The organism is Kitasatospora sp. NPDC101801 (genome assembly GCF_044766665.1).
In the GTDB taxonomy this organism is placed as follows: domain Bacteria; phylum Actinomycetota; class Actinomycetes; order Streptomycetales; family Streptomycetaceae; genus Kitasatospora.
Genome location: NZ_JBIWML010000031.1, coordinates 1 through 23,662, shown reverse-complemented (window position 1 = coordinate 23,662; position 23,662 = coordinate 1). Strand labels below are relative to the sequence as shown.

Here is a 23,662-nt window from a genome sequence, read left to right as displayed (position 1 = left end):
CGATACTCACCGGCGGGCCGTGATTCTCATCACGTTCTCACCTTCCGTGCACCGCTCGCCCTTGTCCCCCAGGAGTCGTTCGTACTCACCGGTAGGGAGGTCCGGCCCGGCGGCCCGGTGCGGGGTCGGGCGGATCACAACGACTTGGTCAACTCTTGGGTATCGCCTCGCGCGCCCCGTCCAGGACCCCCGGCGGGGCACCGGGGCACGCCGGGGGCCAAGGCAGGTGCAGGGTCGGCGGCGGGCGAAGTAGCATGACGGGACGTTGTTCTGCGGCCTTGGTGAAATTGGCAGACACGCGGGCCTTAGGAGCCCGTGAGGGTGACCTCGTGAGGGTTCAAGTCCCTCAGGCCGCACCGCGGAAGGGCCCCGCATCCGAGGATGCGGGGCCCTTCGCGTCCGGCCGACTGGTCGTCAGCCGAGCAGCTCGCGGACCACCGGGGCCAGGCCGCGGAACGCCTGGCCCCGGTGGCTGATGGCGTTCTTCTCCTCGGCGGTCAGCTCGGCACAGGTGCGGGTCTCACCGAGCGGCTGGAGGATCGGGTCGTAGCCGAAGCCGCCGTCGCCCGACGGCGTGGTGCGCAGGGTGCCGAGCAGCCGGCCCTCGACCACCCGCTCGGTGCCATCGGGGAGTGCGAGGGCGGCGGCACAGGCGAAGTGCGCGCCCCGGTGCGGGTCGGCGATGTCGCCGAGCTGGGCCAGCAGCAGCTCCAGGTTGGCCCGGTCGTCACCGTGCTTGCCGGCCCAGCGGGCGGAGAAGATGCCGGGCGCGCCGTTCAGCACGTCCACGCAGAGACCGGAGTCGTCCGCCACGGCGGGCAGGCCGGTGCCGCGCGCCAGCGCGTGCGCCTTCAGCAGGGCGTTCTCGGCGAAGGTCACACCGGTCTCGGGGACGTCCGGGATCTCCGGGTAGGCGTCGGCGCCGACCAGCTCCACGTCGAGTCCGGCCGCGCCGAGGATGGCGCGCAGCTCCGCGACCTTGTGCTGGTTCCGGGTGGCGAGGACGAGGCGTCGGGTAGTCATGCCGACCACCCTATGCGCCGTCAGCCGGTGCAGGCCTTGGTCAGGTTGGAGGCCGCGTCGCCGAGCGGCTTGAGGTCCGGGACCTGCTTGGCGTCGATCGCCTTCTGGGTCTTGTCGACCTGGGTCTGCAGGTCGGTGATCGCCTTGCTGACGTCGGTGTCGCTGGAATTGCGGCCCAGCTCGTCCAGGTCGGTCTTGAGCTTCTGCAGCGCCTGCCCGGCGGCCTGCGGGTCGTCCGCCGCATTGCCGAAGGCGGTGCTCACGTTCGCGAAGTCGGTGCTGATCCGCACCGCCGTGTTGCCGCAGTCGAGCGCCTTCTGGGCGGCCGAGCAGCCCACGCCGAGCGGCAGCAGGAGCGCGAGCGCGGCCACCGACAGGATGGTGGAACGGTTGATGCTGAGGGGCATCGAAGGTCCTCCGATACGACGACGCTGGGGCAGGTCCGGCAGTCAGGAGGACGGTGGTACGGCCACCGCCGGTTCCCGTACCGGGCTGACCGCCCGAACGGTACGGGCTCCGGGCCCCGCCTGTACAGCGGCCGCTCCCGGAGCCCGTACGGGCTGACGCCCGGTCAGCCTTCGAGCACCTTGCGCTGGATCTCGTCCAGCTCGGCGCAGCCCAGCGTGCCCAGGTCGAGCAGCTGGTCGAGCAGCGCGCGGTCGAACGGCGCGCCCTCGGCGGTGCCCTGCACCTCGACGAAGCGGCCGTCGGAGGTGCAGACGATGTTCATGTCGGTCTCGGCCCGGACGTCCTCCTCGTAGCGGAGGTCGAGCATCGGGACGCCGTCGATGATGCCGACGCTGACCGCGCTGACGCCGCCGGTGATCGGCTGGCCCTTCGCCCGGAGCAGCTTCTTCTCCCGGGCCCAGGAGACCGCGTCCACCAGCGCCACGTACGCGCCGGTGATCGCCGCGGTGCGGGTGCCGCCGTCGGCCTGGAGCACGTCACAGTCGAGCACGATGGTGTTCTCGGCCAGCGCCCGGTGGTCGATCACCGCGCGCAGCGAACGGCCGATCAGCCGGCTGATCTCGTGGGTGCGGCCGCCGATCTTGCCGCGGACCGACTCGCGGTCGCCACGGGTGTTGGTGGCGCGCGGGAGCATGGAGTACTCGGCGGTGACCCAGCCCTCGCCGCTGCCCTTGCGCCAGCGGGGGACGCCCTCGGTGACGCTGGCGGTGCAGAGCACCTTGGTGTCGCCGTAGGAGACCAGGACGGAGCCTTCGGCGTGCTTGCTCCAGCCTCGTTCGATGCTGATCGGGCGGAGCTGGTCGGGGGTGCGGCCGTCGATGCGTGACATAGCCACCGAGCCTAGCCGCTCCCGGCGAAGGGTCGGGAAACACTGCGGCCCGTCCACCCCCTGACGGGGTGACGGGCCGGAGCGGGTGAGACCGGTGGGTCTCAGCTCACATCATGTCCTCGATGTCCGCGGCGATCGGGTCGGCGTCGGTGCCGATCACGACCTGGATCGCGGTGCCCATCTTCACGACGCCGTGGGCGCCGGCGGCCTTCAGCGCGGCTTCGTCGACCAGGGAGGCGTCCTTGACCTCGGTGCGCAGGCGGGTGATGCAGCCCTCGACCTCTTCGATGTTGTCGATGCCGCCGAGACCGGCGACGATCTTCTCAGCCTTGCTGGCCATGTCTTTCTCCCTCTGTCTCGGCTCCCGGCAGCTCTGCCCGGTGCCGTACCGCTCGGTGCTGGTGACTGTCGTCGGAAGGTGACGCGGACTCAGTTGCCGCGCCCACGACAGCGCGCGACCAGCATCGCCCGAGTTCGACCGACTTGCCACGTTAGTCCACTTTTGGCCCAGCATGGCGCGCGCGCTGCCGATCTTCATCACAGGATGACGATCAGTAGGACCTTGGACCCGGCACGCCCGCCCTGCCCCGCAAGTGGTCTACACCAATATTAGGTGCACTTCGGACAACGCGGAAACGCCCGCCGGTGTTCCGGGCCCGGACACATCCGGCACTCGGAGGACGATGATGAGTTCGGCAGGCGCCACGGCCCCACAGACGCAGTGGTGGCACGGCTTCTACGGCGGCCTCCAGAAGATGGGTCGCAGTCTCCAGCTCCCGGTGGCGGTGCTGCCGGCGGCCGGCATCCTGAACCGGCTCGGCCAGGACGACGTCTTCGGCAAGGACGGGCTCGGCTGGAACAACGTGGCGAAGGTCTTCGCCGCCGCCGGTGGCGCCCTGCTCGACTCCAACCTCGGTCTGCCGCTGCTGTTCTGCATCGGTGTCGCGATCGGCATGGCCAAGAAGGCCGACGGCTCCACCGCGCTGGCCGCCGTGGTCGGCTTCCTCGTCTACTACAAGGTGCTCCAGGCCTTCCCGGTGGACTGCACGGGCACCACCACGCTGGTCGGCAACCAGTGCGTGGACTACAGCTCGAAGAAGGCGGCGAACGCCGTCTACCAGAACCCCGGCGTGCTCGGCGGCATCCTGATCGGCTTCGTGTCGGCCTGGCTCTGGGTCCGCTACCACCGCACCAAGCTGGTCGACTGGCTCGGATTCTTCAACGGCCGCCGCCTGGTTCCGATGATCACCGCCGTGTTCGGCCTGGCGCTCGCCTGCCTCGCGCTCTGGATCTGGCCGCCGATCGGCGACGCCCTGACCGACTTCAGCCAGTGGCTCTCCGACCTGGACGCCTGGGGTGCCGGCCTGTTCGGTCTGGCCAACCGCGCCCTGCTGCTGATCGGCATGCACCAGCTGCTGAACACCTTCGTCTGGTTCCAGTTCGGCGACTTCACCAAGTCGGACGGCTCGGTGGTCCACGGCGACATCCCGCGCTTCCTGGCCGGCGACCCGACGGCCGGCCAGTTCACCTCCGGCTTCTTCCCGATCATGATGTTCGCGCTCCCGGCCGCCGCCCTGGCCATCGCGCACTGCGCCAAGCCGCACCGGCGCAAGGAGATCACCGGCCTGATGCTCTCGGTCGGCCTGACCTCCTTCGTCACCGGCGTCACCGAGCCGATCGAGTACTCCTTCGCCTACATCGCCCCCGCCCTGTACGGCGTGCACGCGGTGCTGACCGGCGCCTCGATGGCGATCACCTGGGCACTCGGCGTGAAGGACGGCTTCAGCTTCTCGGCCGGCCTGATCGACTACGCCATCAACTGGAGCCTCGCCACCAAGCCCTGGATGATCATCCCGATCGGACTCTGCTTCGCGGTGGTCTACTACGCGCTCTTCCGATTCATCATCACCAAGTTCAACCTCAAGACCCCGGGCCGCGAGGACGACGACGAGATCGAGGACGTCACCAAAGCCTGACCCTCCGACCGTTCCCGCCCAAGGCCCTCGGACCACCGGTCCGGGGGCCTTTCGGCATGTCCGGAATGGGACCAACGGCCCTAACGGAATTCCGCCCGACGGCGGCCCGGTATACGATGTCGGATTTTTTTCAGTTCCCTGTCAGCGGCGTGTTAGAAAAGTGCTGCACCGAAATGGTGTAGACCAATCGGCCATCATCCCGCCGATCGGTGCGCAAGGTCGCCCACCGCCGAAGGACAGCCCATGAGTACGACGACCGCCCCCGCGGCGGCTCCCGCGAAGAAGCCGGGAGCCGGCCTGCTTCAGGGTCTCCAGAAGATCGGCCGCAGCCTGCAGCTGCCGGTCGCCGTGCTCCCGGCGGCAGGCATCCTGCTGCGCCTGGGGCAGGACGACGTGTTCGGAAAGGACGGCCTCGGCTGGGGCAAGGTCGCCACCGTCTTCGCCACCGCCGGTGACGCGGTCTTCAGCAATCTGCCGCTGCTGTTCTGCGTGGGCGTGGCGATCGGCTTCGCCAAGAAGGCCGACGGCTCCACCGCACTGGCGGCACTGGTCGGATATCTGGTCTTCCACAATGTGCTGACGGCCTTTCCGATGGCCGGGACGATCACCGAGGCACTGCCCGCCGGCAAACCGCAGAACCCCGGCGTCTTCGGCGGCATCGTGATCGGCCTGCTGAGCGCGATCCTCTGGCAGAAGTACCACCGCACCAAGCTGGTCGACTGGCTGGGCTTCTTCAACGGCCGCCGGCTCGTCCCGATCATCATGGCCTTCGTCGGCACCCTGGTCGGCGTGGTGGTCGGTCTGGCCTGGGGGCCGATCGGCACCGGCCTGACCAACGCCAGCGACTGGCTGGTCGGCCTCGGCTCGGCCGGCGCGGGCATCTACGGGGTGGCCAACCGGCTGCTGATCCCGATCGGCATGCACCAGTTCCTGAACACCTTCTTCCAGCAGCAGGTCGGTAGCTTCACCGACGCCGGCGGCCACACCTGGATCGGCGACATCCCGCGCTTCTTCCACGGCGACCCGACCGCCGGTCAGTTCATGTCCGGCTTCTTCCCGATCATGATGTTCGGCCTCCCGGCCGCCGCCATCGCGATCGCGCACTGCGCCCGCCCGGAGCGCCGCAAGGCCGTCATGGGCATGATGGTCTCGGTCGCGCTGACCAGCTTCATCACCGGCGTCACCGAGCCGATCGAGTTCTCCTTCATGTTCATCGCCCCGGTGCTGTACGTGATCCACGCCCTGCTCACCGGCCTCTCGATGGGGCTCACCTGGGCCCTCGGGGTGCACGACGGCTTCAGCTTCTCGGCCGGGCTGATCGACTACCTGCTGAACTGGAACCTCGCCACCAAGCCCTGGATGATCATCCCGATCGGGCTCTGTTTCGCGGCGCTGTACTACTCGCTCTTCCGGTTCGCGATCGTCAAGTTCAACCTCACAACCCCGGGCCGTGAGCCCGAGGACGAGATCGAGGACATCACCAAGGACTGACGCCCCGTCAATCCGAAACCCGCCCCCGACGGCCTCCACCGCCGGGGGCGGGTCTTTTTGTTGCGCAACTCGCCAAAGTCGCGATTACGGCGGGTAGTCATGATCGTTAATCCATAAGAAGGTTTCGATTTCATAGCGCTTCTCACCTGCACGGCTTCCAGGGGTTCCGGCCCCCCACTTGCCGTGCTAGAAAACTGGTCTACACCACTAGTGGTGTAGACCAGTTCGCGGTTCGGCCCCCGATGCTCCTCCCCGACCGATCCGCCCTGCCGTTAGGAACCACCCCCATGACTAAGACTGCGCAGGCACCGGCGCCCGCAGCGGCACCGGTCCCCTCCCCCGGCAAGAAGTTCGGGCAGAGTCTGCTCCAGGGCCTGCAGAAGATCGGCCGCAGCCTCCAGCTGCCGATCGCCGTGCTCCCGGCGGCGGGTCTGCTGCTCCGCCTGGGTCAGGACGACGTCTTCGGCAAGGACGGCCTCGGCTGGGACAAGGTTGCCGCGGTGTTCGCCACCGCCGGTGACGCCGTCTTCTCCAACCTGCCGCTGCTCTTCGCGGTGGGCATCGCGATCGGCTTCGCCAAGAAGGCGGACGGCTCCACGGCGCTCGCCGCCCTGGTCGGCTTCCTGGTCTACAAGAACGTGCTGACCGCCTTCCCGATCACCGAGGGCCACATCGCGGACGGCAAGTGGGTCGCCCCGACGTACCAGAACCCGGGCGTGCTCGGCGGTATCGTGATCGGCCTGCTGAGCGCCGTGCTCTGGCAGAAGTACCACCGCACCAAGTTGGTCGACTGGCTCGGCTTCTTCAACGGCCGCCGCCTGGTCCCGATCATCATGGCCTTCGTCGGCACCGCCGTCGGCGTCGTGTTCGCGCTCTGCTGGGGCCCGGTCGGCGACGCCATCGGCAGTCTGAACGACTCGCTGATCGGTGCCGGTGCGTTCGGCGCCGGTGCGTTCGGCCTGGTCAACCGTGGCCTGCTGCCGGTCGGCATGCACCAGTTCGTCAACTCCTACGCCTGGTTCCAGACCGGTGACTTCACCAAGGCCGACGGCACCGTGGTGCACGGCGACCTGACCCGCTACTTCGCCGGTGACCCGACCGCCGGTCAGTTCATGGCCGGGTTCTTCCCGATCATGATGTTCGCGCTCCCGGCCGCCGCCCTGGCCATCGCGCACGCCGCCCGCCCCGAGCGCCGCGCCGCCGTGATGGGCATGATGATGTCGCTCGCGCTGACCTCCTTCGTCACCGGTGTCACCGAGCCGATCGAGTTCGCCTTCGTCTTCATCGCCCCGGCCCTGTACGTGATCCACGCGGTGCTCACCGCCGTCTCGATGGCCGTCACCTGGGCCCTCGGGGTGCACGCCGGCTTCACCTTCTCGGCCGGTCTGATCGACTACCTGCTCGGCTGGAGCAAGTCCACCAACGCCTGGATGATCATTCCGATCGGCCTGGTCTTCGCGGTCCTGTACTACGTGCTGTTCCGCTGGGCGATCGCCAAGTTCAACCTGCCGACCCCCGGTCGCGAGAGCGACGAGGAGATCGCGGAGATCACCAAGGCCTGACGCCTGCCCGCAGAACGGACGGACCCCGCTCGGCAGCTGCCGGGCGGGGTCCGTCCGTTCTGCGGGTGGTTGACGAACTGCCAAGATCACTGGTCCACTTGGGCCGTGCACGCCTCTCGCATCCTGGTCACCCGCAGCCACATCGACTTCGGTCGCGTGTGGTCGGCGGCGTGTCGACGCGGCTGACTCCTCCGCCGCCTCGACCCCTCCCAGGAAAGCCAAGGCCCTGCCATGCCTCTGTCGCCTTCGTTCCACCTCTCCGCCGGTCTGGACGGCCCCGGGCCGCTCACCGCAGGACACTTCACCGCCCTCGCCCGGCTCGCCGAGCGCGGCGGGCTGGACTTCGTCACGCTGGACGACTCCTTCAGCCCCGGCCTGGACGCGCTGGCCGTGTTCGCCCGGATCGCGCCGGCCACCAGCAGGATCGGCCTGGTGCCGACCGTCACCACCACGCACACCGAGCCGTTCCACACCTCGATCGCGGTCAACACCCTGGACTGGGTGAGCGAGGGCCGGGCCGGCTGGCTGGTCGACGTCTCCGGCACCGAGGCGGAGGCCGCCACCGTCGGACGGCGCCCGCTGCTCCCGGCCGAGGAGCTCTGGCGGGAGGCCGCCGACACGGTCGAGGTGGCCGCCCGGCTCTGGGACAGCTGGGAGGACGACGCGGAGATCCGGGACCGGGCCACCGGCCGCTTCGTCGACCGGGAGAAGCTGCACTACGTCGACTTCGAGGGTCCGTACTTCTCGGTGAAGGGCCCCTCCATCACCCCCAGGCCACCCCAGGGCCGCCCGGTGGTGGTGGTCCGGCTCGACCACGGGGACCGGGGTGCCAGGCTGGAGCTGGCGGTCCGTCAGGCGGACGTGGTGCTGCTGGAGGCGGCCACGCCGACCGGGGCCGCGACCGTCCGGGCGAGCCTGCGCGAGCTGGTCAGCGGGCACGGGCGCGATCCGGACCAGTTCCGGGTGCTCGTCAGGGTGGGGCCCGAGGTCCGGCCCGCCGACTGGCTCGGCGCGGTGGACGGGCTGCACCTGGTGGCCCGGCAACTCCCGGACGACCTCACCCGGTTCGTGGCGGCGACCGACCGGCTCGGCCGCCCGCCGGTGAGCGGCGGCACCCTGCGGGAGCGCCTCGGCCTGGCCCGTCCGGTCAGCCGCTACGCGGTGGGAGCGGCCCGATGAGCACGAAGTCGACCCCGAAGCAGATCCACCTCGCGGCGCACTTCCCCGGCGTCAACAACACCACCGTCTGGGCCGATCCGGCCTCCCGGAGTCAGATCGAGTTCAGCTCCTTCCGGCACCTGGCCGAGACCGCCGAGCGCGGCCGGTTCGACTTCTTCTTCCTCGCCGAGGGCCTGCGGCTGCGCGAGGTGAAGGGCCGGATCCACGACCTGGACGTGGTCGGGCGGCCGGAGGCGATCACGGTGCTGAACGCGCTGGCCGCCGTCACCACCCACCTCGGCCTGGCCGCCACGGTCAGCGCCACCTTCAACGAGCCATACGAACTCGCCCGCCGGCTGGCCTCGTTGGACCACCTCTCGGACGGCCGGGCGGCCTGGAACGTGGTCACCTCGAACGACGCCTTCACCGGGGCGAACTTCCGCCGGGGCGGCTACCTGGACCACGCCGACCGGTACCACCGGGCCGCCGAGTTCGTCCGGCTGGCCCGGGAGCTCTGGGAGGCGGACGGCAAGGTGGTCCGGCACGACGGCCCGCACTTCACCGTCGAGGCGGCCGGTCCGCTGCCGCCCTCGCCACAGGGCCGGCCGGTGGTGATCCAGGCCGGGGACTCCGACGACGGAAGGGAGTTCGCCGCCGAGCACGCCGACGTGGTGTTCAGCCGGCACAGCACGCTGGAGGCCGGCCGGGCCTTCCACACCGACGTGAAGCGGCGGCTGGCCCGGTACGGCCGGCGGCCGGACGAGCTGCGGATCATGCCGGGGGTGACCTTCGCGCTCGGCTCCACCGAGGAGGAGGCGGCCCGCCGGTCGGCCGAGATCCGCCGGGCCCAGGTCCCGCCGAGGACGGCGCTGGCCTTCCTGGAACAGGTCTGGGGCGTCGACCTGTCGGACCACGACCCGGACGGGCCGCTGCCGGCCGGGGACCCGGTGGTCGGTTCCGACCTGGTGCAGGGCCGCACCAGGCTCGGCGACCCGCTGGAGATCGCGGCCCGCTACCGGAAGCTGGCGACCGAGCGCGGCCTCAGCTCGCGCGAGCTGGTGATCGAGCTGAGCGGGCGTCACTCCTTCGTCGGCACCCCGGAGTCGGTGGCCGACCAGCTGGCGGAGCACGTCGCGACCGATGCCGCCGACGGCTTCATCCTGGTCCCGCACCTGACCCCGGGCGGCCTGGACGACTTCGTCGACCAGGTGGTGCCGATCCTGCAGCGGCGCGGCCTGCACCGCACCGAGTACACCGGCACGACCCTGCGCGGGCACCTGGCCGAGTAGGAAGTAGGGCGTGGGGCCGGTCGTCGCACTCCCGTTGTCGCCCGGAGGGCGGCCCTGCGGCGTCCGGTGCGTGCGCTCGGCGTGCTGGGTCGTACGTGGGCTCCCGCCCAGCACGCCGAACGTGCGTGCCAGGCGTCGTGGGGCAGGCGGGAGTCTGCCGACAGTCCCTAGAGCTCGTACGTGGCGCCCGGGCGGGCCAGCTCGACCGGGCCGGCGTAGACCTCGGCCGCGTCGCGGTGGTTGATCTCGGGGTCGGTCCACGGCGGGATGTGGGTGAGCACCAGGCAGCCGACCCCGGCGGCGGCCGCGTGCTCGCCCGCCTCGCGGCCGTTCAGGTGGACGGCCGCGAAGGTCTCCTTGCCGTGGGTGTAGGCCGCCTCGCAGAGGAACAGGTCGGCGCCCCGGGCGAGTTCGACCAGCGCGGCGCACTCGCCGGTGTCGCCGGAGTACACCAGGCTGCGGCCGCCGTGCTCGATCCGGAACGCGAAGGTCTCCACCGGGTGGCTGACCCGGACCGTCGTGACGGTCAGCGGGCCGAGCCGGAAGCTGCCCTCGGTGAGGGTGTGGAAGTCGAAGACCTCGGTCATCCCGGGCTGCTCGGGCATGTCGTACGCCCGGGCCAGCCGGCCGGCCGTACCGGCCGGGCCGTACACCGGGACGGGCTCGGGGCAGCCCTCCAGCCGGTAGTTCCGGGCCACCCAGTAGGCGCAGAGGTCGATGCAGTGGTCCGCGTGCAGGTGGCTGAGCAGCACCGCGTCGATGTCGTACAGACCGCAGTACTTCTGCAGGGCGCCGAGCGCGCCGTTGCCGAGGTCGAGCACCACCCGGAAGCCGTCGGCCTCGATCAGGTAGCTGGAGCAGGGCGACTCGGCGGACGGGAAGCTTCCCGAGCACCCCACCACGGTCAGTTTCATGCCGAGCCCCTCCACCCCGATGGGTCATGGTCCGTGCCTGCGGGAGCTACCTGGTGGTAGCGGCCGGCTGCCAGACGAGAGTAAGGGCCGGGAGGCACTTTGCCCCCGTCTCCGTGCCGTCCTGTGGCTGATGTCACCAGAACGGGCCGCGCCGGGCGCGGGGCGGGGACGGGGGCGGTTCGGCGGGCGGGCGGGCTCAGCGGTTGCCGGGGCGGTTCCGGGCCCAGGCGCGGATGGTGCCCGCGAACCAGCGCGGGTGGCCGCTGCCGTCGATCATGTCCGGGTCGGGCAGCAGGCCGTGCCGGCGGTAGTTGCGGACGGTGTCGGGCTGGACGTTGATGTGCCTGGCGATCTCGGTGTACGACCACAACTCGTCGCTGCGTGAGGACATCTGGGCCACCTTCAGGGAGGGTTCCGAGGCTGCTCTCGGGGAGTCACGATCAGCTTTTCCGGCCCAACGAGAATCTTTAGTGCAGAACGGACTCCGTGGTCGTTCCGTGACAAATCAGCAGCACCAAACGGATAAATCCCCGACTGTCACAGCCGGATCGGGACCTGGTTGTACGGTCTGCGGATGGAGAAATGGCTGCTTGCGGCGTTGGTCGTGCTGGTCCTGCTCGCGGTGCTGGTCGCCGTCCGCCGACGGCGGCCGTCCGGGCGGCCCGCTACGCCGTCCGGAGGACCGGCGCCCCGCGAGGTGTGGTGGGCCGAGGTGCCGTTCGAGGACGGGCCGGGGACGAAGGACCGGCCGTGCCTGGTGCTGCGGGTGAACCGGCGGACCGCCACCGTCGCGAAGATCACCAGCAAGCGCCACGACGACCGCCCGGGCGTGCTGGCGCTGCCCCCGGGCGCGGTCGGCGACCGGCAGGGCCGGACCAGCTGGCTGGAGACGGACGAGTTGCGCGAGGTGCCGCTGCGGGCGTTCCGCCGCCGGGTCGGGCCGTTGGACGGGGCGACCTGGACGAAGGCCCGGCGGGCGCTGCGCTGAACGACGGACGGCGCGGCCCCCGCCAGGCGGGAACCGCGCCGTGGCGCTCGGACTGACGGGACCTCAGGCCCAGAGCTGCCCCTGCAGCGCCTCGACCGCGGCCTCGGTCGACTCGGCGGTGTAGATGCCGGTGGACAGGTACTTCCAGCCGCCGTCGGCGACCACGAAGGCCACCTCGGCCCGCTCGCCCGCCTGGGCCGCCTTGCGGCCGACCCCGATCGCGGCGTGCAGGATGGCGCCGGTCGACACGCCCGCGAAGATGCCCTCCTGCTGGAGCAGTTCGCGGGTGCGGCGGACGGCGTCAGCCGAGCCGACCGAGAACCGGGTGGTGAGCACCGCGGCGTCGTACAGCTCGGGGACGAAGCCCTCGTCCAGGTTGCGCAGCCCGTAGACCAGGTCGTCGTAGCGCGGCTCGGCCGCGACGATCTGGACGCCCGGGGACTTCTCCCGCAGGTAGCGGCCGACGCCCATCAGGGTGCCGGTGGTGCCGAGGCCCGCCACGAAGTGGGTGATGCCGGGGAGGTCGGCGAGGATCTCCGGGCCGGTGCCGGCGTAGTGCGCACCGGCGTTGTCCGGGTTGCCGTACTGGTAGAGCATCACCCAGTCCGGGTGCTCGGCGGCGATCTCCTTGGCGATCCGGACGGCGGTGTTGGAGCCGCCGGCGGCGGGCGAGGGGATGATCTCCGCACCCCACATCCGGAGCAGCTCGCGACGCTCCTCGCTGGTGTTCTCCGGCATCACGCAGACCATCCGGTAGCCCTTGAGCTTGGCCGCCATGGCGAGCGAGATGCCGGTGTTGCCGCTGGTCGGCTCCAGGATGGTGCAGCCGGGGGTGAGCAGCCCCGCCGCCTCGGCCCGCTCGATCATGTGCAGGGCCGGCCGGTCCTTGATCGAACCGGTCGGGTTGCGGTCCTCCAGCTTGGCCCAGAGGGTCACCAGCCCGTCCCCGTTGCCGGGCACGGCGGCGGAGATCCGGGGCAGCCGGACCAGCGGAGTGTTGCCGACGGCTTCGAGCGGGCTGTCGTACTTCATCTGACGGAGCCTCCGGCAGTCGAGGAGCGGATCGGGGTGGCGGGTCTTCAGCCGCCGGCCACGGCGGGGAGGATGGTGACGCTGTCGCCGTCGGTCAGGCCGGTGCCGATGCCCTCCAGGAAGCGCACGTCCTCGTCGTTCAGGTAGACGTTGACGAAGCGGCGCAGCTCGCCGCCGTCCAGCAGGCGGGCGGCGATGCCCGGGTGCCGGGCGTCCAGGTCGGCGAACAGCTCGCCGAGGTTGGCGCCGGCGCCCTCGACTGCCTTCTGGCCGTCGGTGTACGTGCGGAGGATGGTGGGGATGCGGACCTCGATGGCCATGGCTGCGCTCCTGATCGGGTGAGTTCGGTGGCCGCGGGCGCGGCAGGGGAGGGTGGCCCCGGGGACCGGGGAAAAGCGGTTGGTGCCGAGGTCAGCGGGCGTCGGCGGGGCCGGGACAGATCGCGCTGGCGAGCCGGCACAGGTCGACGTGCAGGCGCGCCACGAGGCGGATGCCCGGGGCCTGGTTGCTCACATCGACGGAACGCATGGGCTCATCGTATAGATTCCCGCCCCCGCTCCGACATCTCCGTCTCGGCATCCGGATGTTTCCGTATCCCCTGGTGAGACGGCTGGGTCCGGACACGCCTCTGCCCGCCGTACCGGCCCGGTCGGGCGGTGCGGCGGGCCGGAGGTGGGTCAGGCGGGGTACGCCTCGACGATCTCGACGTCTTCCTCCGTGATCACACCGTCCACGATCCGGAACGAGCGGAACTGGAACGGGTCACCGGGCCCGGTGCCCTCCGCCGTGGAGACCAGCACGTAGTGGGCCTCCGGCTCGGAGGCGTAGCTGACGTCGGTCCGCGACGGGTAGGCCTCGGTGGCGGTGTGCGAGTGGTAGACGATCACCGGCTCCTCGTCCCGGTCGTCCATCTCGCGGTAGAGCTTGAGCAGGTCACCGGAGTCGAACTCGTAGAAGGTGGGCGAACGGGCCGCGTTGAGCATCGGGACGAACCGCTCGGGGCGGCCGCTGCCGGCCGGGCCCGCGACCACGCCGCAGGCCTCGTCCGGGTGGTCGGCACGGGAGTGGGCGACGATCGCGTCGTGCAGCTCTCGGGTGATGGTCAGCATCGGGTCAGGATAGCCAGCCGACCAGGGCCTTCACCGGTCGTCCCGGCCACCGGACTCCCGGCCACCGGACTCCCGGCCACCGGACCCGGCGTGGACGTGGTCGTGCCCGTGCGGCACCACGGCCTCCGGCCGGCGGCGCTTGAGCGCCTGGTAGCCGATCACCAGCAGGGCGGCCCAGAACGGGAAGACGTACAGCGAGATCCGGCTGTCCTCGTCGATCGCGATCAGCACGATCACCATCACCAGGAAGGCCAGCGCGGCCCAGCTGGCCACCGGTCCGCCGGGCGCCTTGAAGGTCGGCGCGGGCAGGTGCCCGGCCTTCCAGGCGGTGCGGTAGCGGATCTGGCAGATCAGGATCATCGCCCAGGTCCACAGACCGCAGACGGTGGCGACCGAGGTGATGTACTCGAACGCCTTGGCCGGGGCCAGGTAGTTGAGCACCACGCCGAGGCCCATCAGCAGGCAGGAGACGGTGATCGCGGCGGCCGGCGTCTTCCGCGCGTTGAGCGAGGTGAGCTGCCCGGGGGCCTGGCCGCGCAGCGCGAGGTCGCGGAGCATCCGGCCAGTGGAGTACATGCCGGAGTTGCAGGAGGAGAGCGCGGCGGTGAGCACCACGAAGTTGATGATCCCGGCCGCCGCCGGGATGCCCATCTTCTCGAAGGCGGCCACGAACGGGCTGACCCCGGGGGCGAACTCCCGCCACGGCACCACGGCCAGGATGACCACCAGCGCACCGATGTAGAACAGCGCGATCCGCCAGGGCAGGGTGTTGATCGCGCGCGGCAGGGTCTTCTGCGGGTTCTGGCTCTCCCCCGCCGTGACGCCGACCAGCTCGACGCCGAGGTAGGCGAACATGACGATCTGCAGGGTCATCACGGTGGAGCCGATGCCCTTGGGGAAGAAGCCGCCGTCCGACCAGAGGTTGCTCAGCGCGGCGGTGTCACCGGCGTCGCTGAAGCCCAGGGTGAGCACCCCGATGCCGATCAGGATCATTCCGATGATCGCGGTCACCTTGATCATCGAGAACCAGAACTCGATCTCGCCGAACAGCTTCACCGAGATCAGGTTGGCGCCGTACAGGATCACCAGGAAGACCAGCGCGGAGATCCACTGCGGGATGCCCGGCGCCCAGAACTTCACGTACACGGCGGCGGCGGTGGTCTCGGCCATTCCGGTGACCACCCAGAACAGCCAGTACGTCCAGCCGGTCACGTAACCCGCGAACGGGCCGAGGAACTCCCGGGCGTACTCGGCGAAGCTGCCGGAGACCGGACGGTACGTCAGCAGCTCGCCGAGCGCCCGCATGATCGCGAAGATCACCAGGCCGGCCACGGCGTAGCTGAGGATCAGGCTCGGGCCCGCCTTGGAGATGGCGGTGCCCGCGCCGAGGAACAGGCCGGTGCCGATCGCGCCACCGATCGCGATCATCTGGATCTGACGGCTGCCCAGACCTCGGGCGTAGCCCTCCTCGTCCGGTACCGGGTCGGTCACCTCGTCGAACTGTTGCTGCGTCATGGCCACCGTCCTTGACTCGTGGGGAGTGGCAGTAGTACCACGCATGCCCCGGATACCGGTGCGTATCTGAGCGATATTTGAGCATGGGATGTCAGGTCTGGTGGCGGTATGCCGGAAATGCCGGAACCCCCGTCCCAAGGGGTGGGACGGGGGTTCCGGGCGACCGGATCAGTCGGAGATCGCCTCCAGCAGCGACTCCTGGAGCGCCCCGAGCCACAGGTACGCCATCGCCAGCGGCTTGGCCGGGTCGTCGTCCGGCAGCGCGAAGAAGTCGTCGTCCTCGGTGACCTCCAGCCGGGTGCCGAGGATCAGCCGCAGGTCGTTGGTGGCCCCGAGCCAGCGCGGGCACTCCTCGGCCGGCAGCGTCAGCGACTCGCCCGTGCCCACGCCGTCCAGGGTCCGGATCACCGCGAGCACGTCCTCCCGCTTGCGGGCCCGCAGGTCGGGCTCGGTGTAGCGACGGAACTCGGCCGAGTACGCCACAGCCTCCTGGTCCTCCGGCTTGCCGGGATCGCCGTAGGCGTCCGGGAACAGCCGGGCCAGCGCCGGGTCGGCGGGCGGCTTGCTGGGCCCCTCGGCGAACAGCGCGGCCAGCGGGTCGTCGTTCTCGGCCGGACCCGGGCCGATCATCTCCAGCACCTGCATGAACAGCGAGCGCAGCAGGACGGCGTCGCCCTCGTCCAGCGCGGCCCGCGCGCCGCCGTCACCCGTGCTCTCGAACAGCCGAACCATGATTAGTCGTCAACCCGTCGTCGTGGTGGAGTGGTTGGTCAGTCGTGCTGGAGCGTGGCCCACAGGCCGTAGCCGTGCATCGCCTGGACGTCCCGCTCCATCTCCTCGCGGGAGCCGCTGGAGACCACGGCGCGGCCCTTCTGGTGCACCTCCATCATCAGCGTCCTGGCCTTCTCCTTCGGGAAGCCGAAGTAGGCCTGGAAGACGTACTGGACGTAACTCATCAGGTTGACCGGGTCGTTGTGGACGATCGTGACCCAGGGGGTGTCGGGCTCCACCGCTGGAATGCCTTCGACCTCCGGGCGCTCGATCTCCACGGGCGCGACACTCACGGCTGCACTCCTCGTCGGGACACGGATTACCGCCTCTCATGCTTCCATCCGGGGGACGTGCGAGCGAATCCGGGTCGATCGGGGCGAGAAATCGTCAAAGTGACGCTAAGTCCAGTAGCATCATCCCCATGGATGCCGACACCGTGCGCCGCTCCACGGCGCTGCTCACCGACCGTTACGAGCTGACCATGCTGCAGGCCGCCCTGCGCAGCGGCGCCGCCCACCGGCGCTCGGTCTTCGAGGTGTTCACCCGCCGACTGCCCGACGGCCGCCGCTACGGCGTGCTGGCCGGGGTCGGCCGGGTGCTCGACGCGGTCGAGGACTTCCGTTTCACCACCCCGCAACTCGACTGGCTGGCCGACCAAGGGGTGGTCGACGAGACCACGCTGCGCTACCTGGCCGACTACCGGTTCTCCGGCGACATCCACGGCTACCCCGAGGGCGAGGTCTACTTCCCCGGCTCGCCGCTGCTCACCGTGGAGGGCAGCTTCGCCGAGGCGGTGATCCTGGAGACGCTGATCCTGTCGATCCTCAACCACGACTCGGCGATCGCCGCCGCCGCCTCCCGGATGACCAGCGCGGCGGGCGGGCGGCCGTGCATCGAGATGGGCGCCCGCCGGGCGCACGAGGACGCCGCCGTGGCGGCCGCCCGGGCCGCGTACGTGGCCGGCTTCGGCGCCACCTCCGACCTGGCCGCGGGCTTCGCCTACGGCATCCCGACCACCGGCACCGCCGCGCACGCCTTCACCCTGCTGCACGACAGCGAGCGGGACGCCTTCACCGCGCAGATCGACTCGATGGGCCGGGGCACCACCCTGCTGATCGACACCTACGACCTGAACGAGGCGGTGCGCACCGCCGTCGAGGTGGCGGGCACCGGGCTCGGCGCGGTCCGGATCGACTCCGGCGACCTCACCCTGCTGGCCCACCGGGTCCGCCGCCAGTTGGACGAGCTCGGCGCCACCGGCACCCGGATCATCGTCACCTCCGACCTGGACGAGTACGCCATCGCCGCGCTGGCCGCCGCCCCGGTGGACGGCTACGGCGTCGGCACCAGCCTGGTCACCGGCAGCGGGGAGCCGACCTGCGCGATGGTCTACAAGCTGGTCGCCCGGGCCGCCGGGCCGGACGGGCCGCTGGTCTCGGTGGCCAAGCGCTCGGCCGGCGCCAAGTCCAGCGTCGGCGGCCGCAAGTGGGCCGCCCGGCAGCCGGACGCCGAGGGCGTGGCGGCGGCCGAGGTGGTCGGCACCGGGCCGGTCCCGGACGAGCTGGAGCCGTACCTGCTGCACGTGCCGCTGATCCGCGGCGGCAAGGTGGTCGGCCGCGAGCCGCTGACCGCCGCCCGGGACCGCCACCTCCGGGTCCGGGACTCGCTGCCGCTCTCCGCCACCCAGCTCTCCAAGGGCGAGCCGGTCCTGCCGACCGAGCTGCGGCTGGGGTCCTGACCGGACCCGCCGAGCAGCACCCGGCCGGGCACCCGCTCGACCGCCCGGCCGGGCCTCGCCCCTTTCGCCTACGCGCGTAACTCCCTACAGTGGCCACCATCGAGGCCCACCACACCGCCCCCGGTGGCGGAGAAGGAAGCAACCCCATGCATCGGGCACTGATCGTCGTGGACGTGCAGAACGACTTCTGCGAGGGCGGCAGCCTGGCCGTGGCCGGCGGCGCCGAGGTGGCCGCCGCGATCACCGACCTGATCGCCGAGGGGACTCCCGGGTACGCGCACATCTGTGCCACCCGGGACCACCACATCGACCCTGGGCCGCACTTCTCCGCCGAGCCCGACTACGTCGACTCCTGGCCGGTGCACTGCCTGGCCGGGACGGAGGGGGTGGGCTTCCACCCGAACTTCTCGCCGGCGGTGATCTCGGGCGCGATCGAGGCGGTCTTCGACAAGGGCGCGCACGCGGCGGCCTACAGCGGGTTCGAGGGCTTCGACGAGAACGGGGCGACGCTGGCCGACTGGCTGCGGATGCGGGACGTCACCGAGGTGGACGTGGTGGGGATCGCCACCGACCACTGCGTCCGGGCCACCGCGCTGGACGCCCGGCGGGAGGGCTTCACCACCCGGGTCCTGCTCGACCTCACCGCAGCCGTCGCGGCACCGACCACCGAGGCCGCACTGATCCAACTCAGGGACGCCGGCGTCGAGTTGACCGGGACACCGATCGTCCGCGGCTGATCCGTCCAAACCTCGACAGCTCAGCCCGCGGCTCCTCCCCCGGGTCGTGCGGCCGTTCACTCATGACTGGTCGCCAGCAGCTCCACCACATCGGTGCCGCCCGCCAGGAACGCCTCCCGCAGCTCGTCGCCGACCGCGTCCGGCTCGGCGGCGAGCCGGGCTCCCGAGACGTACACCACCCGGACGCCCAGGTACTCCATCCGGTGCTGTCCGCCCCGCACCCAGGCCGCCTCGCCCTCGCTGACACAGCGCAGCTCCGAGTCCACCTCCACCGCGACCGCGGCGGCCGGCCAGTACAGGTCCGGCACGGCCACGAAGGTGCCGCCCCGCATCCGCAGTTCGGGCCCGGCCAGCGGGGCCGGCAGCAGCCACTCGTCCACCAGCTCGCCGATCCGGCCGAGCACCGACTCCCGCTCCGCCGCCAGCAGTTCGTCCGCCGCGGCCCGCACCCGCTCCTCGCCCAGCAGGTCGGCCTCCCGCAGCTCGGCCATCAACTCCCGCAGCGTGCAGCCAGGTTCGGTCTTCGTCAGCGCCTCCCGGAGCACCGCCCTGAGCTGCCCGGCCGGCACCTCGCCGGTGTCGAAGACGCCCGCGTCGGTCCACTCCCGCAGCGTGTCGGCCACCGCCCTGGCCACCGGCGCGCAGGCCAGCCCGTGCACCGAGCGGGCCACCAACTCCCGCTCCGTGCGCCGGATCCGGACCTCCCCCGCGTCCTTCAGCCGACGCTGCCGGGGCACCAGCACCTCCACCCCGGTCACGGCGGGCAGCCGGGGCGCGGAACTGAAGCCGTACAGCGCGAGCGCCGCCGCACCGGTGATCACCGCACCGTCCCGGCCGCCCTCCTCGCGACCGTTCTGCGCGGCGTACAGCAGCGCGGCCCACATCCGCTGCTCCGGCGTCGGCTCGCCGCCCTGCAGCAGGTAGACCCGCGGCAGCAGGCGCTGCCACGGGCCCCCCTCGCGACAGTGGCCGCTGACCACCCTGGTCGGCACCCCGCGGGCCCGGAGCTGGCTGGCGGTGATCACGTTCTGCTGGCGGCGGGCCAGCTCCTCGAGGGAGGGCGACTGCGACGGAATCTGGTAGCTGCTCATGCCGACAACCCTCCCCATCCGCCCCCGCTCCGCATCCACGACCTGACGCACCGTTACCCAACCGTCGCGAAACCGGGACTCGGCCGCACTAAAGTCCTCATACCCTCACCCATTCGGACTAAAGGTTGTTCAGCCATATGCCGGTACAGATCGGACTTGGCCTGTACCATCCGATTTTCCGCCTGGTGGTTCCGCCACCCTCGACCGCACCCGAACCCCCTACCACCTGCGACGCCTGACCCAGAGTGACGAGCGCCATACAGTTCACCGCCGTCCGGGGGTCACGGCCGCCCCTCAGGATTGCCTAACATCGCCTCATGCCACGTGACGAATCCGCCGCCCTGCGCGCTGCCCAGCTGCGCCTCGGTCGCCTGCCCGGCTACGTCCGCCAGCCGGACCTGGCCCGGCGCAGCGGCGACGACGGCCACATGTACAAGAAAGGCTGGGAGGTCCGCTTCACCGCGCGGACCGAGGAGGAGATAGCCGAGATCCGGGATCTGGTGATCGCGGCCGGGTTCGCCCCGGCCCGACCGTTCTTCAAGGGCAACCAGCTCATCCAGCCGGTGTACGGCATCGCCGCCGTGCACGCCTATCTCGAGGCGCGGGAGGCCGCCGAGTCGGCCGGCATCCCCGAGCAGCCCAGCCGGCGCGCCGCCGCATCCGCCGCTGCGGCGGCCGCGGCCACCGCCGCCGGTGCGGCCGCCAAGCGCGCCCGCCGCAAGCCCGAGGAACCCAACCGCACCTGCTGAACGGCGACCGCGGTTCCCGGGGGCTCGGGGCCCGACCGGCAGACGGCTCCGCCGCAGGGCGACGCCGAGCCCAGAACAGATGATCCGTACGTACTAGCCCGCCAGCGGTCGAGCGACCGCGGAGGGCGTGAGGTGGACAGTGGCCGCGCGAAGGCGGGGGACGGCCCGGATCAAGGCGTGTTCGGCGGCTGAGGCGACCTGGTGCCCGGCCGTCACCGTGAGGCTGCCGTCGACCAGGACCTCGGCCTCGGCCCGCAGCGAGTGCCCGATCCACCGCAGCCGCAGCGCACCGACCCCCTGAACGCCCTGCACCACCCGCAACTCCCGTTCCACCACGTCCAGTAGCGCCGGATCGACGCCGTCCATCAGCCGTCGCCCGACCTCCCGGGCGGAACTCCGCAGCACCAGCAGGATCACCCCGGTGATCAGCAGCCCGACCACCGGGTCGGCCGCCCGCCAACCCGCCGCGCTGCCCGCCGCACCGAGCAGCACGGCCAGCGAGGCCAGCCCGTCGGTCCGGGCGTGCAGTCCGTCGGCGACCAGGGCGGCGGAGCCGATCCGGCGCCCGGTGCCGATCCGGTAGCGGGCCACCCACTCGTTGCCCAGGCAGCCGACCAGCGCCGCGCCGACCACCGCCCAGAGCTGGCCGACCGGCTGCGGGTGCAGCAGCCGGTGCACGGCGGTGACCCCCGCGAACACGGCCGAGACGGCGACCACCGCCACCACCGCCACCCCGGCCAGGTCCTCGGCCCGGCCGTAGCCGTACGGGTAGCGGCGGTTGGCCGCCCGGCGGCCCAGCAGGAAGGCCAGCCCGAGCGGCACCGCCGTCAGCGCGTCCGCCAGGTTGTGCACGGTGTCCCCGAGCAGCGCGACCGATCCGGAGAGCGCCACCACCGCCTGCACGCCTGCCGTGAGCGCCAGTACCACCAGCGAGATCCAGAGCGTGCGCAGGCCCTCGGCCGAGGCCTCCAGGGTGCTGTCCAACCGGTCGGCGGCGTCGTGCGAGTGCGGCCGGAACAGGTGTGCCGCCCGGTGCCGGCGCGACGGGCCGTGGGTGTGGTCGTGGCCGTGGGTGTGGTCGTGGCCGTGGGTGTGGTCGGCGCCAGGATCGTGGGCGTGGTCGGCGCCAGGATCGTGGGCGTGGTCGTGCCGGGGTCCGTGGGAGTGGCCGTGGCGGTGCTCGTTCCGGTGCTCATGCGGGTGTCCGTGCGGCTCCATGGAGGTACGGTGGCACACCAACTCCCTTGCAGCCACTGCCGTTCTACCCATCCTGACCAGGTGCGCAGCGGTCGCAACTGACGATCCGTCACACAACGGCTCAATCGCACCCATCCCGGGTATCTGATGGGACTTGTCACTCAAAGCAGCTGCCCAAGGCCCTAGAGTGAACATGGACCACCTGTCGCCCACCTCTCCGGACCCGTCGCCCGTCGCCCATCGCCCTGTGCCCATCGCCCGCCCACGTTGCCCCACCCGATCCGAGAGGCTGATATGACTGACCGTCATGACCCTCTCTCCTCCGTGGAGTTCATCGCCTTTCGGGAGCTGCACCAGCCCCGGTACCTGAGCTACGCCCGGGTCTGGTTCCGCGAGGGCGGCCAGGCCGCCTCCGTGGTGGAGGAGGCCTTCGCGGCGATGGCCGCGCGCTGGGCGGAGATCCTCGGCAGCCCCAACCCGACGGCCGCCGCCTGGCGGATCCTGCGGGCCACCGTCGCCGGCCGGTTCGATCCGACCCGGGTGCCGGTCCAGGCCCAGCGGGTCGCCGCCGCCGACGAGGACCTCGCCATCCTGCACTACGTGGTCGGCCTGGCCACCCCGGAGATCGCCGACGTGGTCGGCACCGACACCGCGAGCGTGGCCAGCCAGCTCCGGCACGCGCTCCGCGCGGCGGCCGACTGGTGACCGCACCCGGCGGTCCGCGCACCGGACGGTGATCACCGTCACCCCGGTGGCGCCTTCACCGCGACCCCGCGCGGGCCAATGATGGGAGACCCCACCCCTGACGGGTGGTCGTCGATCCCGACCGAGGAGCCCGCCGGTGCCACTCCCGCACGCCGCCGCGATGATCGACCAGCAAGCCGCCGCCTGCGGTGAACTCGGTTCCCCGCTCTACGAGTTCCTGCTCCGCCGGGCGGCGCTGGACGTGGCGGCCGGCGGCCCGTGCGCGGCGGCGATCGCGGGGTACGAGCAGGCGCCCGGACCGGACGCGATCGCGCTCCGACTGCTCGGCGGGGTGCACGCACTGGTGCTGACCGGCCGCGCACCGGCGCTGGCGGCCTACTACCCGAGCGCCGGCGGGGAGTTCACCCTGCCCGTCCCGGAGGCCGCCTGGACGGCCTTCCTGGCCACCGTCGCGGAGCACCTCGACTGGGTCCGGACCTGGCTCACCAGGCCGCCGCAGACCAACGAGACCGGCCGGGCCAACCTGCTGATCGCCGGACTGCTGCACCTGCTGGCGGACGCCCCGCACCCGGTCCGGCTGTTCGAACTCGGCGCCAGTGCGGGGCTGAACCTGCTCGCCGACCGATTCCGCTGCGAGTGGTCCGGCGGCGCCCACGGCCCGGCCGACTCCCCCGTCCGGCTGACCGACGCCTGGCGCCGCGAGCCGGTGTTCCGTTCCGACCGCCCGCTGCCCGCCCTGGAGTTCACCGAACGGCGCGGCTGCGACCTGACCCCGATCGACCCGCTCTCACCGGAGGGTGCGCTCGCGCTGCGCGCGTACGTCTGGGCCGACCGCCCCGAACGGGCCGCCCGCCTGGACGGCGCGCTGGCGCTGGCCGCCAAGCATTCCGCGCCGGTCGAACGGCTCGGTGCCGCCGAGTTCCTCCGCCGGGTGTCGGTGGCCGAGGGGACGCTCACCGTGGTCTGGCACTCCGTCATGCGCCAGTACGTCCCGGCCGACGAATGGGCGCTGGTGGAGACGGAGTTGACCCGCCTCGCGGACGCCGCCACCCCCACCGCCCCGTTCGCGCACATCGCCTTCGAACCCAACCGGGTGGCCGGCTCGGACCAGCGCCGGTTCGTGCTGACCGTCCGGACCGGTACGGCCCCGGAGCAGGTGCTCGCCGAGGCCGTACCGCACGGCCTGCCGGCTTGGGCCTGGTCGGAGCGGCCAGGGCTGCCGGTCGGCTAGGCCGTGTTTTAGAACGGGGTTCCGGTCCAGTCCTCGCGCTGTGATGATCATGGTGTGGGGCGTGGAGATCTTTCTGATGAGCAGTGGTC

Annotated in this window: 26 protein-coding genes and 1 tRNA gene; 12 read left to right on the top strand and 15 right to left on the bottom strand. The window is 71.3% G+C overall.

What is annotated here, in order from left to right:
* Positions 1 to 272 precede the first annotated feature (272 nt).
* Positions 273 to 356, top strand: a tRNA-Leu gene (locus ACIRPK_RS27090).
* A gap of 58 nt (positions 357 to 414) precedes the next feature.
* Here the strand turns inward: ACIRPK_RS27090 and rdgB are convergent.
* The 4 genes from rdgB to ACIRPK_RS27070 form a co-directional block, all read right to left on the bottom strand.
* Positions 415 to 1,023, bottom strand: coding sequence for an RdgB/HAM1 family non-canonical purine NTP pyrophosphatase (rdgB, locus tag ACIRPK_RS27085; RefSeq protein WP_403042756.1), 609 nt, complete (start codon positions 1,021 to 1,023; stop codon positions 415 to 417).
* A 20-nt stretch (positions 1,024 to 1,043) separates the two neighbouring features.
* Positions 1,044 to 1,430: a hypothetical protein gene (locus ACIRPK_RS27080; RefSeq protein ID WP_403042754.1), complete on the bottom strand. Its 387-nt coding sequence runs from the start codon at positions 1,428 to 1,430 to the stop codon at positions 1,044 to 1,046.
* Between the two features lie 164 nt (positions 1,431 to 1,594).
* Entirely contained in the window at positions 1,595 to 2,320 is a 726-nt protein-coding gene (rph, locus tag ACIRPK_RS27075) for a ribonuclease PH (protein WP_403042752.1), read from the bottom strand.
* A gap of 106 nt (positions 2,321 to 2,426) precedes the next feature.
* Positions 2,427 to 2,660 carry a glucose PTS transporter subunit EIIB gene (locus tag ACIRPK_RS27070; protein ID WP_030060521.1) on the bottom strand — a complete coding sequence of 78 codons (234 nt, stop codon included), beginning with the start codon at positions 2,658 to 2,660 and terminating at the stop codon, positions 2,427 to 2,429.
* A gap of 346 nt (positions 2,661 to 3,006) precedes the next feature.
* Between ACIRPK_RS27070 and ACIRPK_RS27065 the strand changes: the two genes are divergently transcribed.
* From ACIRPK_RS27065 to ACIRPK_RS27045, 5 genes are all read left to right on the top strand, one after another.
* A complete protein-coding gene (locus tag ACIRPK_RS27065; protein ID WP_403042749.1) occupies positions 3,007 to 4,296 on the top strand; it encodes a PTS transporter subunit EIIC in 1,290 nt (429 codons plus the stop codon).
* A gap of 243 nt (positions 4,297 to 4,539) precedes the next feature.
* A complete protein-coding gene (locus ACIRPK_RS27060; protein WP_403042746.1) occupies positions 4,540 to 5,787 on the top strand; it encodes a PTS transporter subunit EIIC in 1,248 nt (415 codons plus the stop codon).
* A gap of 287 nt (positions 5,788 to 6,074) precedes the next feature.
* Positions 6,075 to 7,349 (top strand): PTS transporter subunit EIIC, encoded by a 1,275-nt coding sequence (locus tag ACIRPK_RS27055; protein ID WP_403042743.1) that lies wholly within the window; start codon positions 6,075 to 6,077, stop codon positions 7,347 to 7,349.
* A gap of 231 nt (positions 7,350 to 7,580) precedes the next feature.
* Positions 7,581 to 8,528 (top strand): LLM class flavin-dependent oxidoreductase, encoded by a 948-nt coding sequence (locus ACIRPK_RS27050; protein WP_403042740.1) that lies wholly within the window; start codon positions 7,581 to 7,583, stop codon positions 8,526 to 8,528.
* A complete protein-coding gene (locus ACIRPK_RS27045) occupies positions 8,525 to 9,796 on the top strand; it encodes an LLM class flavin-dependent oxidoreductase (RefSeq protein ID WP_403042737.1) in 1,272 nt (423 codons plus the stop codon). The genes ACIRPK_RS27050 and ACIRPK_RS27045 overlap by 4 nt, the downstream gene beginning before the upstream one ends.
* 167 nt (positions 9,797 to 9,963) lie before the next feature.
* Here the strand turns inward: ACIRPK_RS27045 and ACIRPK_RS27040 are convergent, their stop codons facing one another.
* Both ACIRPK_RS27040 and ACIRPK_RS27035 read right to left on the bottom strand, forming a co-directional pair.
* Complete coding sequence (locus tag ACIRPK_RS27040; protein WP_403042735.1) at positions 9,964 to 10,710, bottom strand: MBL fold metallo-hydrolase; 747 nt, start codon at positions 10,708 to 10,710, stop codon at positions 9,964 to 9,966.
* A gap of 196 nt (positions 10,711 to 10,906) precedes the next feature.
* Complete coding sequence (locus tag ACIRPK_RS27035; protein ID WP_350676554.1) at positions 10,907 to 11,101, bottom strand: MarR family transcriptional regulator; 195 nt, start codon at positions 11,099 to 11,101, stop codon at positions 10,907 to 10,909.
* A 183-nt stretch (positions 11,102 to 11,284) separates the two neighbouring features.
* Between ACIRPK_RS27035 and ACIRPK_RS27030 the strand changes: the two genes are divergently transcribed.
* Positions 11,285 to 11,698 (top strand): type II toxin-antitoxin system PemK/MazF family toxin, encoded by a 414-nt coding sequence (locus ACIRPK_RS27030; protein ID WP_403042732.1) that lies wholly within the window; start codon positions 11,285 to 11,287, stop codon positions 11,696 to 11,698.
* 63 nt (positions 11,699 to 11,761) lie between these two features.
* On the opposite strand, the gene ACIRPK_RS27025 is transcribed toward ACIRPK_RS27030, so the two are convergent.
* The 7 genes from ACIRPK_RS27025 to clpS all read right to left on the bottom strand — a co-directional run bounded on the left by ACIRPK_RS27025 (position 11,762) and on the right by clpS (position 16,418).
* Positions 11,762 to 12,730, bottom strand: a complete 969-nt coding sequence (locus ACIRPK_RS27025; RefSeq protein ID WP_403042729.1) for a PLP-dependent cysteine synthase family protein — start codon at positions 12,728 to 12,730, stop codon at positions 11,762 to 11,764.
* A gap of 47 nt (positions 12,731 to 12,777) precedes the next feature.
* Positions 12,778 to 13,050: a MoaD/ThiS family protein gene (locus ACIRPK_RS27020; RefSeq protein WP_057237604.1), complete on the bottom strand. Its 273-nt coding sequence runs from the start codon at positions 13,048 to 13,050 to the stop codon at positions 12,778 to 12,780.
* Between the two features lie 91 nt (positions 13,051 to 13,141).
* On the bottom strand, positions 13,142 to 13,258 hold the full coding sequence (locus ACIRPK_RS27015; RefSeq protein WP_313068514.1) for a putative leader peptide: 117 nt from the start codon (positions 13,256 to 13,258) through the stop codon (positions 13,142 to 13,144).
* 149 nt (positions 13,259 to 13,407) lie between these two features.
* On the bottom strand, positions 13,408 to 13,839 hold the full coding sequence (locus tag ACIRPK_RS27010) for a Mov34/MPN/PAD-1 family protein (RefSeq protein WP_403042726.1): 432 nt from the start codon (positions 13,837 to 13,839) through the stop codon (positions 13,408 to 13,410).
* A 30-nt stretch (positions 13,840 to 13,869) separates the two neighbouring features.
* Entirely contained in the window at positions 13,870 to 15,354 is a 1,485-nt protein-coding gene (locus ACIRPK_RS27005; RefSeq protein ID WP_403042724.1) for an amino acid permease, read from the bottom strand.
* A 168-nt stretch (positions 15,355 to 15,522) separates the two neighbouring features.
* The gene (locus ACIRPK_RS27000) at positions 15,523 to 16,086 is read right to left on the bottom strand and encodes a DUF2017 domain-containing protein (RefSeq protein WP_403042721.1); all 564 of its coding nucleotides are present in this window, start codon (positions 16,084 to 16,086) and stop codon (positions 15,523 to 15,525) included.
* A 38-nt stretch (positions 16,087 to 16,124) separates the two neighbouring features.
* Positions 16,125 to 16,418 (bottom strand): ATP-dependent Clp protease adapter ClpS, encoded by a 294-nt coding sequence (gene clpS / locus ACIRPK_RS26995; protein WP_057237597.1) that lies wholly within the window; start codon positions 16,416 to 16,418, stop codon positions 16,125 to 16,127.
* A 128-nt stretch (positions 16,419 to 16,546) separates the two neighbouring features.
* Here clpS and ACIRPK_RS26990 point away from each other — a divergent pair, with 128 nt between their 5' ends.
* On the top strand, positions 16,547 to 17,863 hold the full coding sequence (locus ACIRPK_RS26990; protein ID WP_403042718.1) for a nicotinate phosphoribosyltransferase: 1,317 nt from the start codon (positions 16,547 to 16,549) through the stop codon (positions 17,861 to 17,863).
* A 146-nt stretch (positions 17,864 to 18,009) separates the two neighbouring features.
* Positions 18,010 to 18,600, top strand: coding sequence for an isochorismatase family protein (locus ACIRPK_RS26985; protein ID WP_403042716.1), 591 nt, complete (start codon positions 18,010 to 18,012; stop codon positions 18,598 to 18,600).
* A gap of 56 nt (positions 18,601 to 18,656) precedes the next feature.
* Here the strand turns inward: ACIRPK_RS26985 and ACIRPK_RS26980 are convergent, their stop codons facing one another.
* Entirely contained in the window at positions 18,657 to 19,691 is a 1,035-nt protein-coding gene (locus tag ACIRPK_RS26980) for a hypothetical protein (protein WP_403042713.1), read from the bottom strand.
* A 317-nt stretch (positions 19,692 to 20,008) separates the two neighbouring features.
* Here ACIRPK_RS26980 and ACIRPK_RS26975 point away from each other — a divergent pair, with 317 nt between their 5' ends.
* Positions 20,009 to 20,440: a hypothetical protein gene (locus tag ACIRPK_RS26975; protein WP_403042711.1), complete on the top strand. Its 432-nt coding sequence runs from the start codon at positions 20,009 to 20,011 to the stop codon at positions 20,438 to 20,440.
* A gap of 93 nt (positions 20,441 to 20,533) precedes the next feature.
* Here the strand turns inward: ACIRPK_RS26975 and ACIRPK_RS26970 are convergent, their stop codons facing one another.
* Positions 20,534 to 21,658, bottom strand: a complete 1,125-nt coding sequence (locus ACIRPK_RS26970; RefSeq protein WP_403042709.1) for a cation diffusion facilitator family transporter — start codon at positions 21,656 to 21,658, stop codon at positions 20,534 to 20,536.
* Positions 21,659 to 21,931: 273 nt separating this feature from the next.
* On the opposite strand from ACIRPK_RS26970, the gene ACIRPK_RS26965 reads away from it, so the two are divergent.
* Together ACIRPK_RS26965 and ACIRPK_RS26960 are read left to right on the top strand one after the other, a co-directional pair.
* The gene (locus ACIRPK_RS26965; RefSeq protein ID WP_403042706.1) at positions 21,932 to 22,342 is read left to right on the top strand and encodes a hypothetical protein; all 411 of its coding nucleotides are present in this window, start codon (positions 21,932 to 21,934) and stop codon (positions 22,340 to 22,342) included.
* A gap of 136 nt (positions 22,343 to 22,478) precedes the next feature.
* Positions 22,479 to 23,573, top strand: coding sequence for a DUF2332 domain-containing protein (locus ACIRPK_RS26960; protein ID WP_403042704.1), 1,095 nt, complete (start codon positions 22,479 to 22,481; stop codon positions 23,571 to 23,573).
* Positions 23,574 to 23,662: the final 89 nt, after the last annotated feature.

Excerpts from the sequence above, each read along its gene's own strand:
- ACIRPK_RS26970 (WP_403042709.1), bottom strand. The coding sequence starts at position 21,658 with ATGGAGCCGCACGGACACCCGCATGAGCACCGGAACGAGCACCGCCAC.
- ACIRPK_RS27080 (WP_403042754.1), bottom strand. The coding sequence starts at position 1,430 with ATGCCCCTCAGCATCAACCGTTCCACCATCCTGTCGGTGGCCGCGCTC.
- ACIRPK_RS27015 (WP_313068514.1), bottom strand. The coding sequence starts at position 13,258 with ATGCGTTCCGTCGATGTGAGCAACCAGGCCCCGGGCATCCGCCTCGTG.
- ACIRPK_RS27050 (WP_403042740.1), top strand. The coding sequence starts at position 7,581 with ATGCCTCTGTCGCCTTCGTTCCACCTCTCCGCCGGTCTGGACGGCCCC.
- ACIRPK_RS26965 (WP_403042706.1), top strand. The coding sequence starts at position 21,932 with ATGACTGACCGTCATGACCCTCTCTCCTCCGTGGAGTTCATCGCCTTT.
- ACIRPK_RS27045 (WP_403042737.1), top strand. The coding sequence starts at position 8,525 with ATGAGCACGAAGTCGACCCCGAAGCAGATCCACCTCGCGGCGCACTTC.
- rdgB (WP_403042756.1), bottom strand. The coding sequence starts at position 1,023 with ATGACTACCCGACGCCTCGTCCTCGCCACCCGGAACCAGCACAAGGTC.
- ACIRPK_RS26990 (WP_403042718.1), top strand. The coding sequence starts at position 16,547 with ATGGATGCCGACACCGTGCGCCGCTCCACGGCGCTGCTCACCGACCGT.
- ACIRPK_RS26975 (WP_403042711.1), top strand. The coding sequence starts at position 20,009 with ATGCCACGTGACGAATCCGCCGCCCTGCGCGCTGCCCAGCTGCGCCTC.
- ACIRPK_RS27000 (WP_403042721.1), bottom strand. The coding sequence starts at position 16,086 with ATGGTTCGGCTGTTCGAGAGCACGGGTGACGGCGGCGCGCGGGCCGCG.
- ACIRPK_RS27070 (WP_030060521.1), bottom strand. The coding sequence starts at position 2,660 with ATGGCCAGCAAGGCTGAGAAGATCGTCGCCGGTCTCGGCGGCATCGAC.
- ACIRPK_RS27025 (WP_403042729.1), bottom strand. The coding sequence starts at position 12,730 with ATGAAGTACGACAGCCCGCTCGAAGCCGTCGGCAACACTCCGCTGGTC.
- ACIRPK_RS27030 (WP_403042732.1), top strand. The coding sequence starts at position 11,285 with ATGGAGAAATGGCTGCTTGCGGCGTTGGTCGTGCTGGTCCTGCTCGCG.
- ACIRPK_RS27010 (WP_403042726.1), bottom strand. The coding sequence starts at position 13,839 with ATGCTGACCATCACCCGAGAGCTGCACGACGCGATCGTCGCCCACTCC.
- ACIRPK_RS27060 (WP_403042746.1), top strand. The coding sequence starts at position 4,540 with ATGAGTACGACGACCGCCCCCGCGGCGGCTCCCGCGAAGAAGCCGGGA.
- ACIRPK_RS26985 (WP_403042716.1), top strand. The coding sequence starts at position 18,010 with ATGCATCGGGCACTGATCGTCGTGGACGTGCAGAACGACTTCTGCGAG.
- ACIRPK_RS27040 (WP_403042735.1), bottom strand. The coding sequence starts at position 10,710 with ATGAAACTGACCGTGGTGGGGTGCTCGGGAAGCTTCCCGTCCGCCGAG.
- ACIRPK_RS27020 (WP_057237604.1), bottom strand. The coding sequence starts at position 13,050 with ATGGCCATCGAGGTCCGCATCCCCACCATCCTCCGCACGTACACCGAC.
- ACIRPK_RS27065 (WP_403042749.1), top strand. The coding sequence starts at position 3,007 with ATGAGTTCGGCAGGCGCCACGGCCCCACAGACGCAGTGGTGGCACGGC.
- ACIRPK_RS27035 (WP_350676554.1), bottom strand. The coding sequence starts at position 11,101 with ATGTCCTCACGCAGCGACGAGTTGTGGTCGTACACCGAGATCGCCAGG.
- ACIRPK_RS26980 (WP_403042713.1), bottom strand. The coding sequence starts at position 19,691 with ATGAGCAGCTACCAGATTCCGTCGCAGTCGCCCTCCCTCGAGGAGCTG.
- rph (WP_403042752.1), bottom strand. The coding sequence starts at position 2,320 with ATGTCACGCATCGACGGCCGCACCCCCGACCAGCTCCGCCCGATCAGC.
- ACIRPK_RS27055 (WP_403042743.1), top strand. The coding sequence starts at position 6,075 with ATGACTAAGACTGCGCAGGCACCGGCGCCCGCAGCGGCACCGGTCCCC.
- ACIRPK_RS27005 (WP_403042724.1), bottom strand. The coding sequence starts at position 15,354 with ATGACGCAGCAACAGTTCGACGAGGTGACCGACCCGGTACCGGACGAG.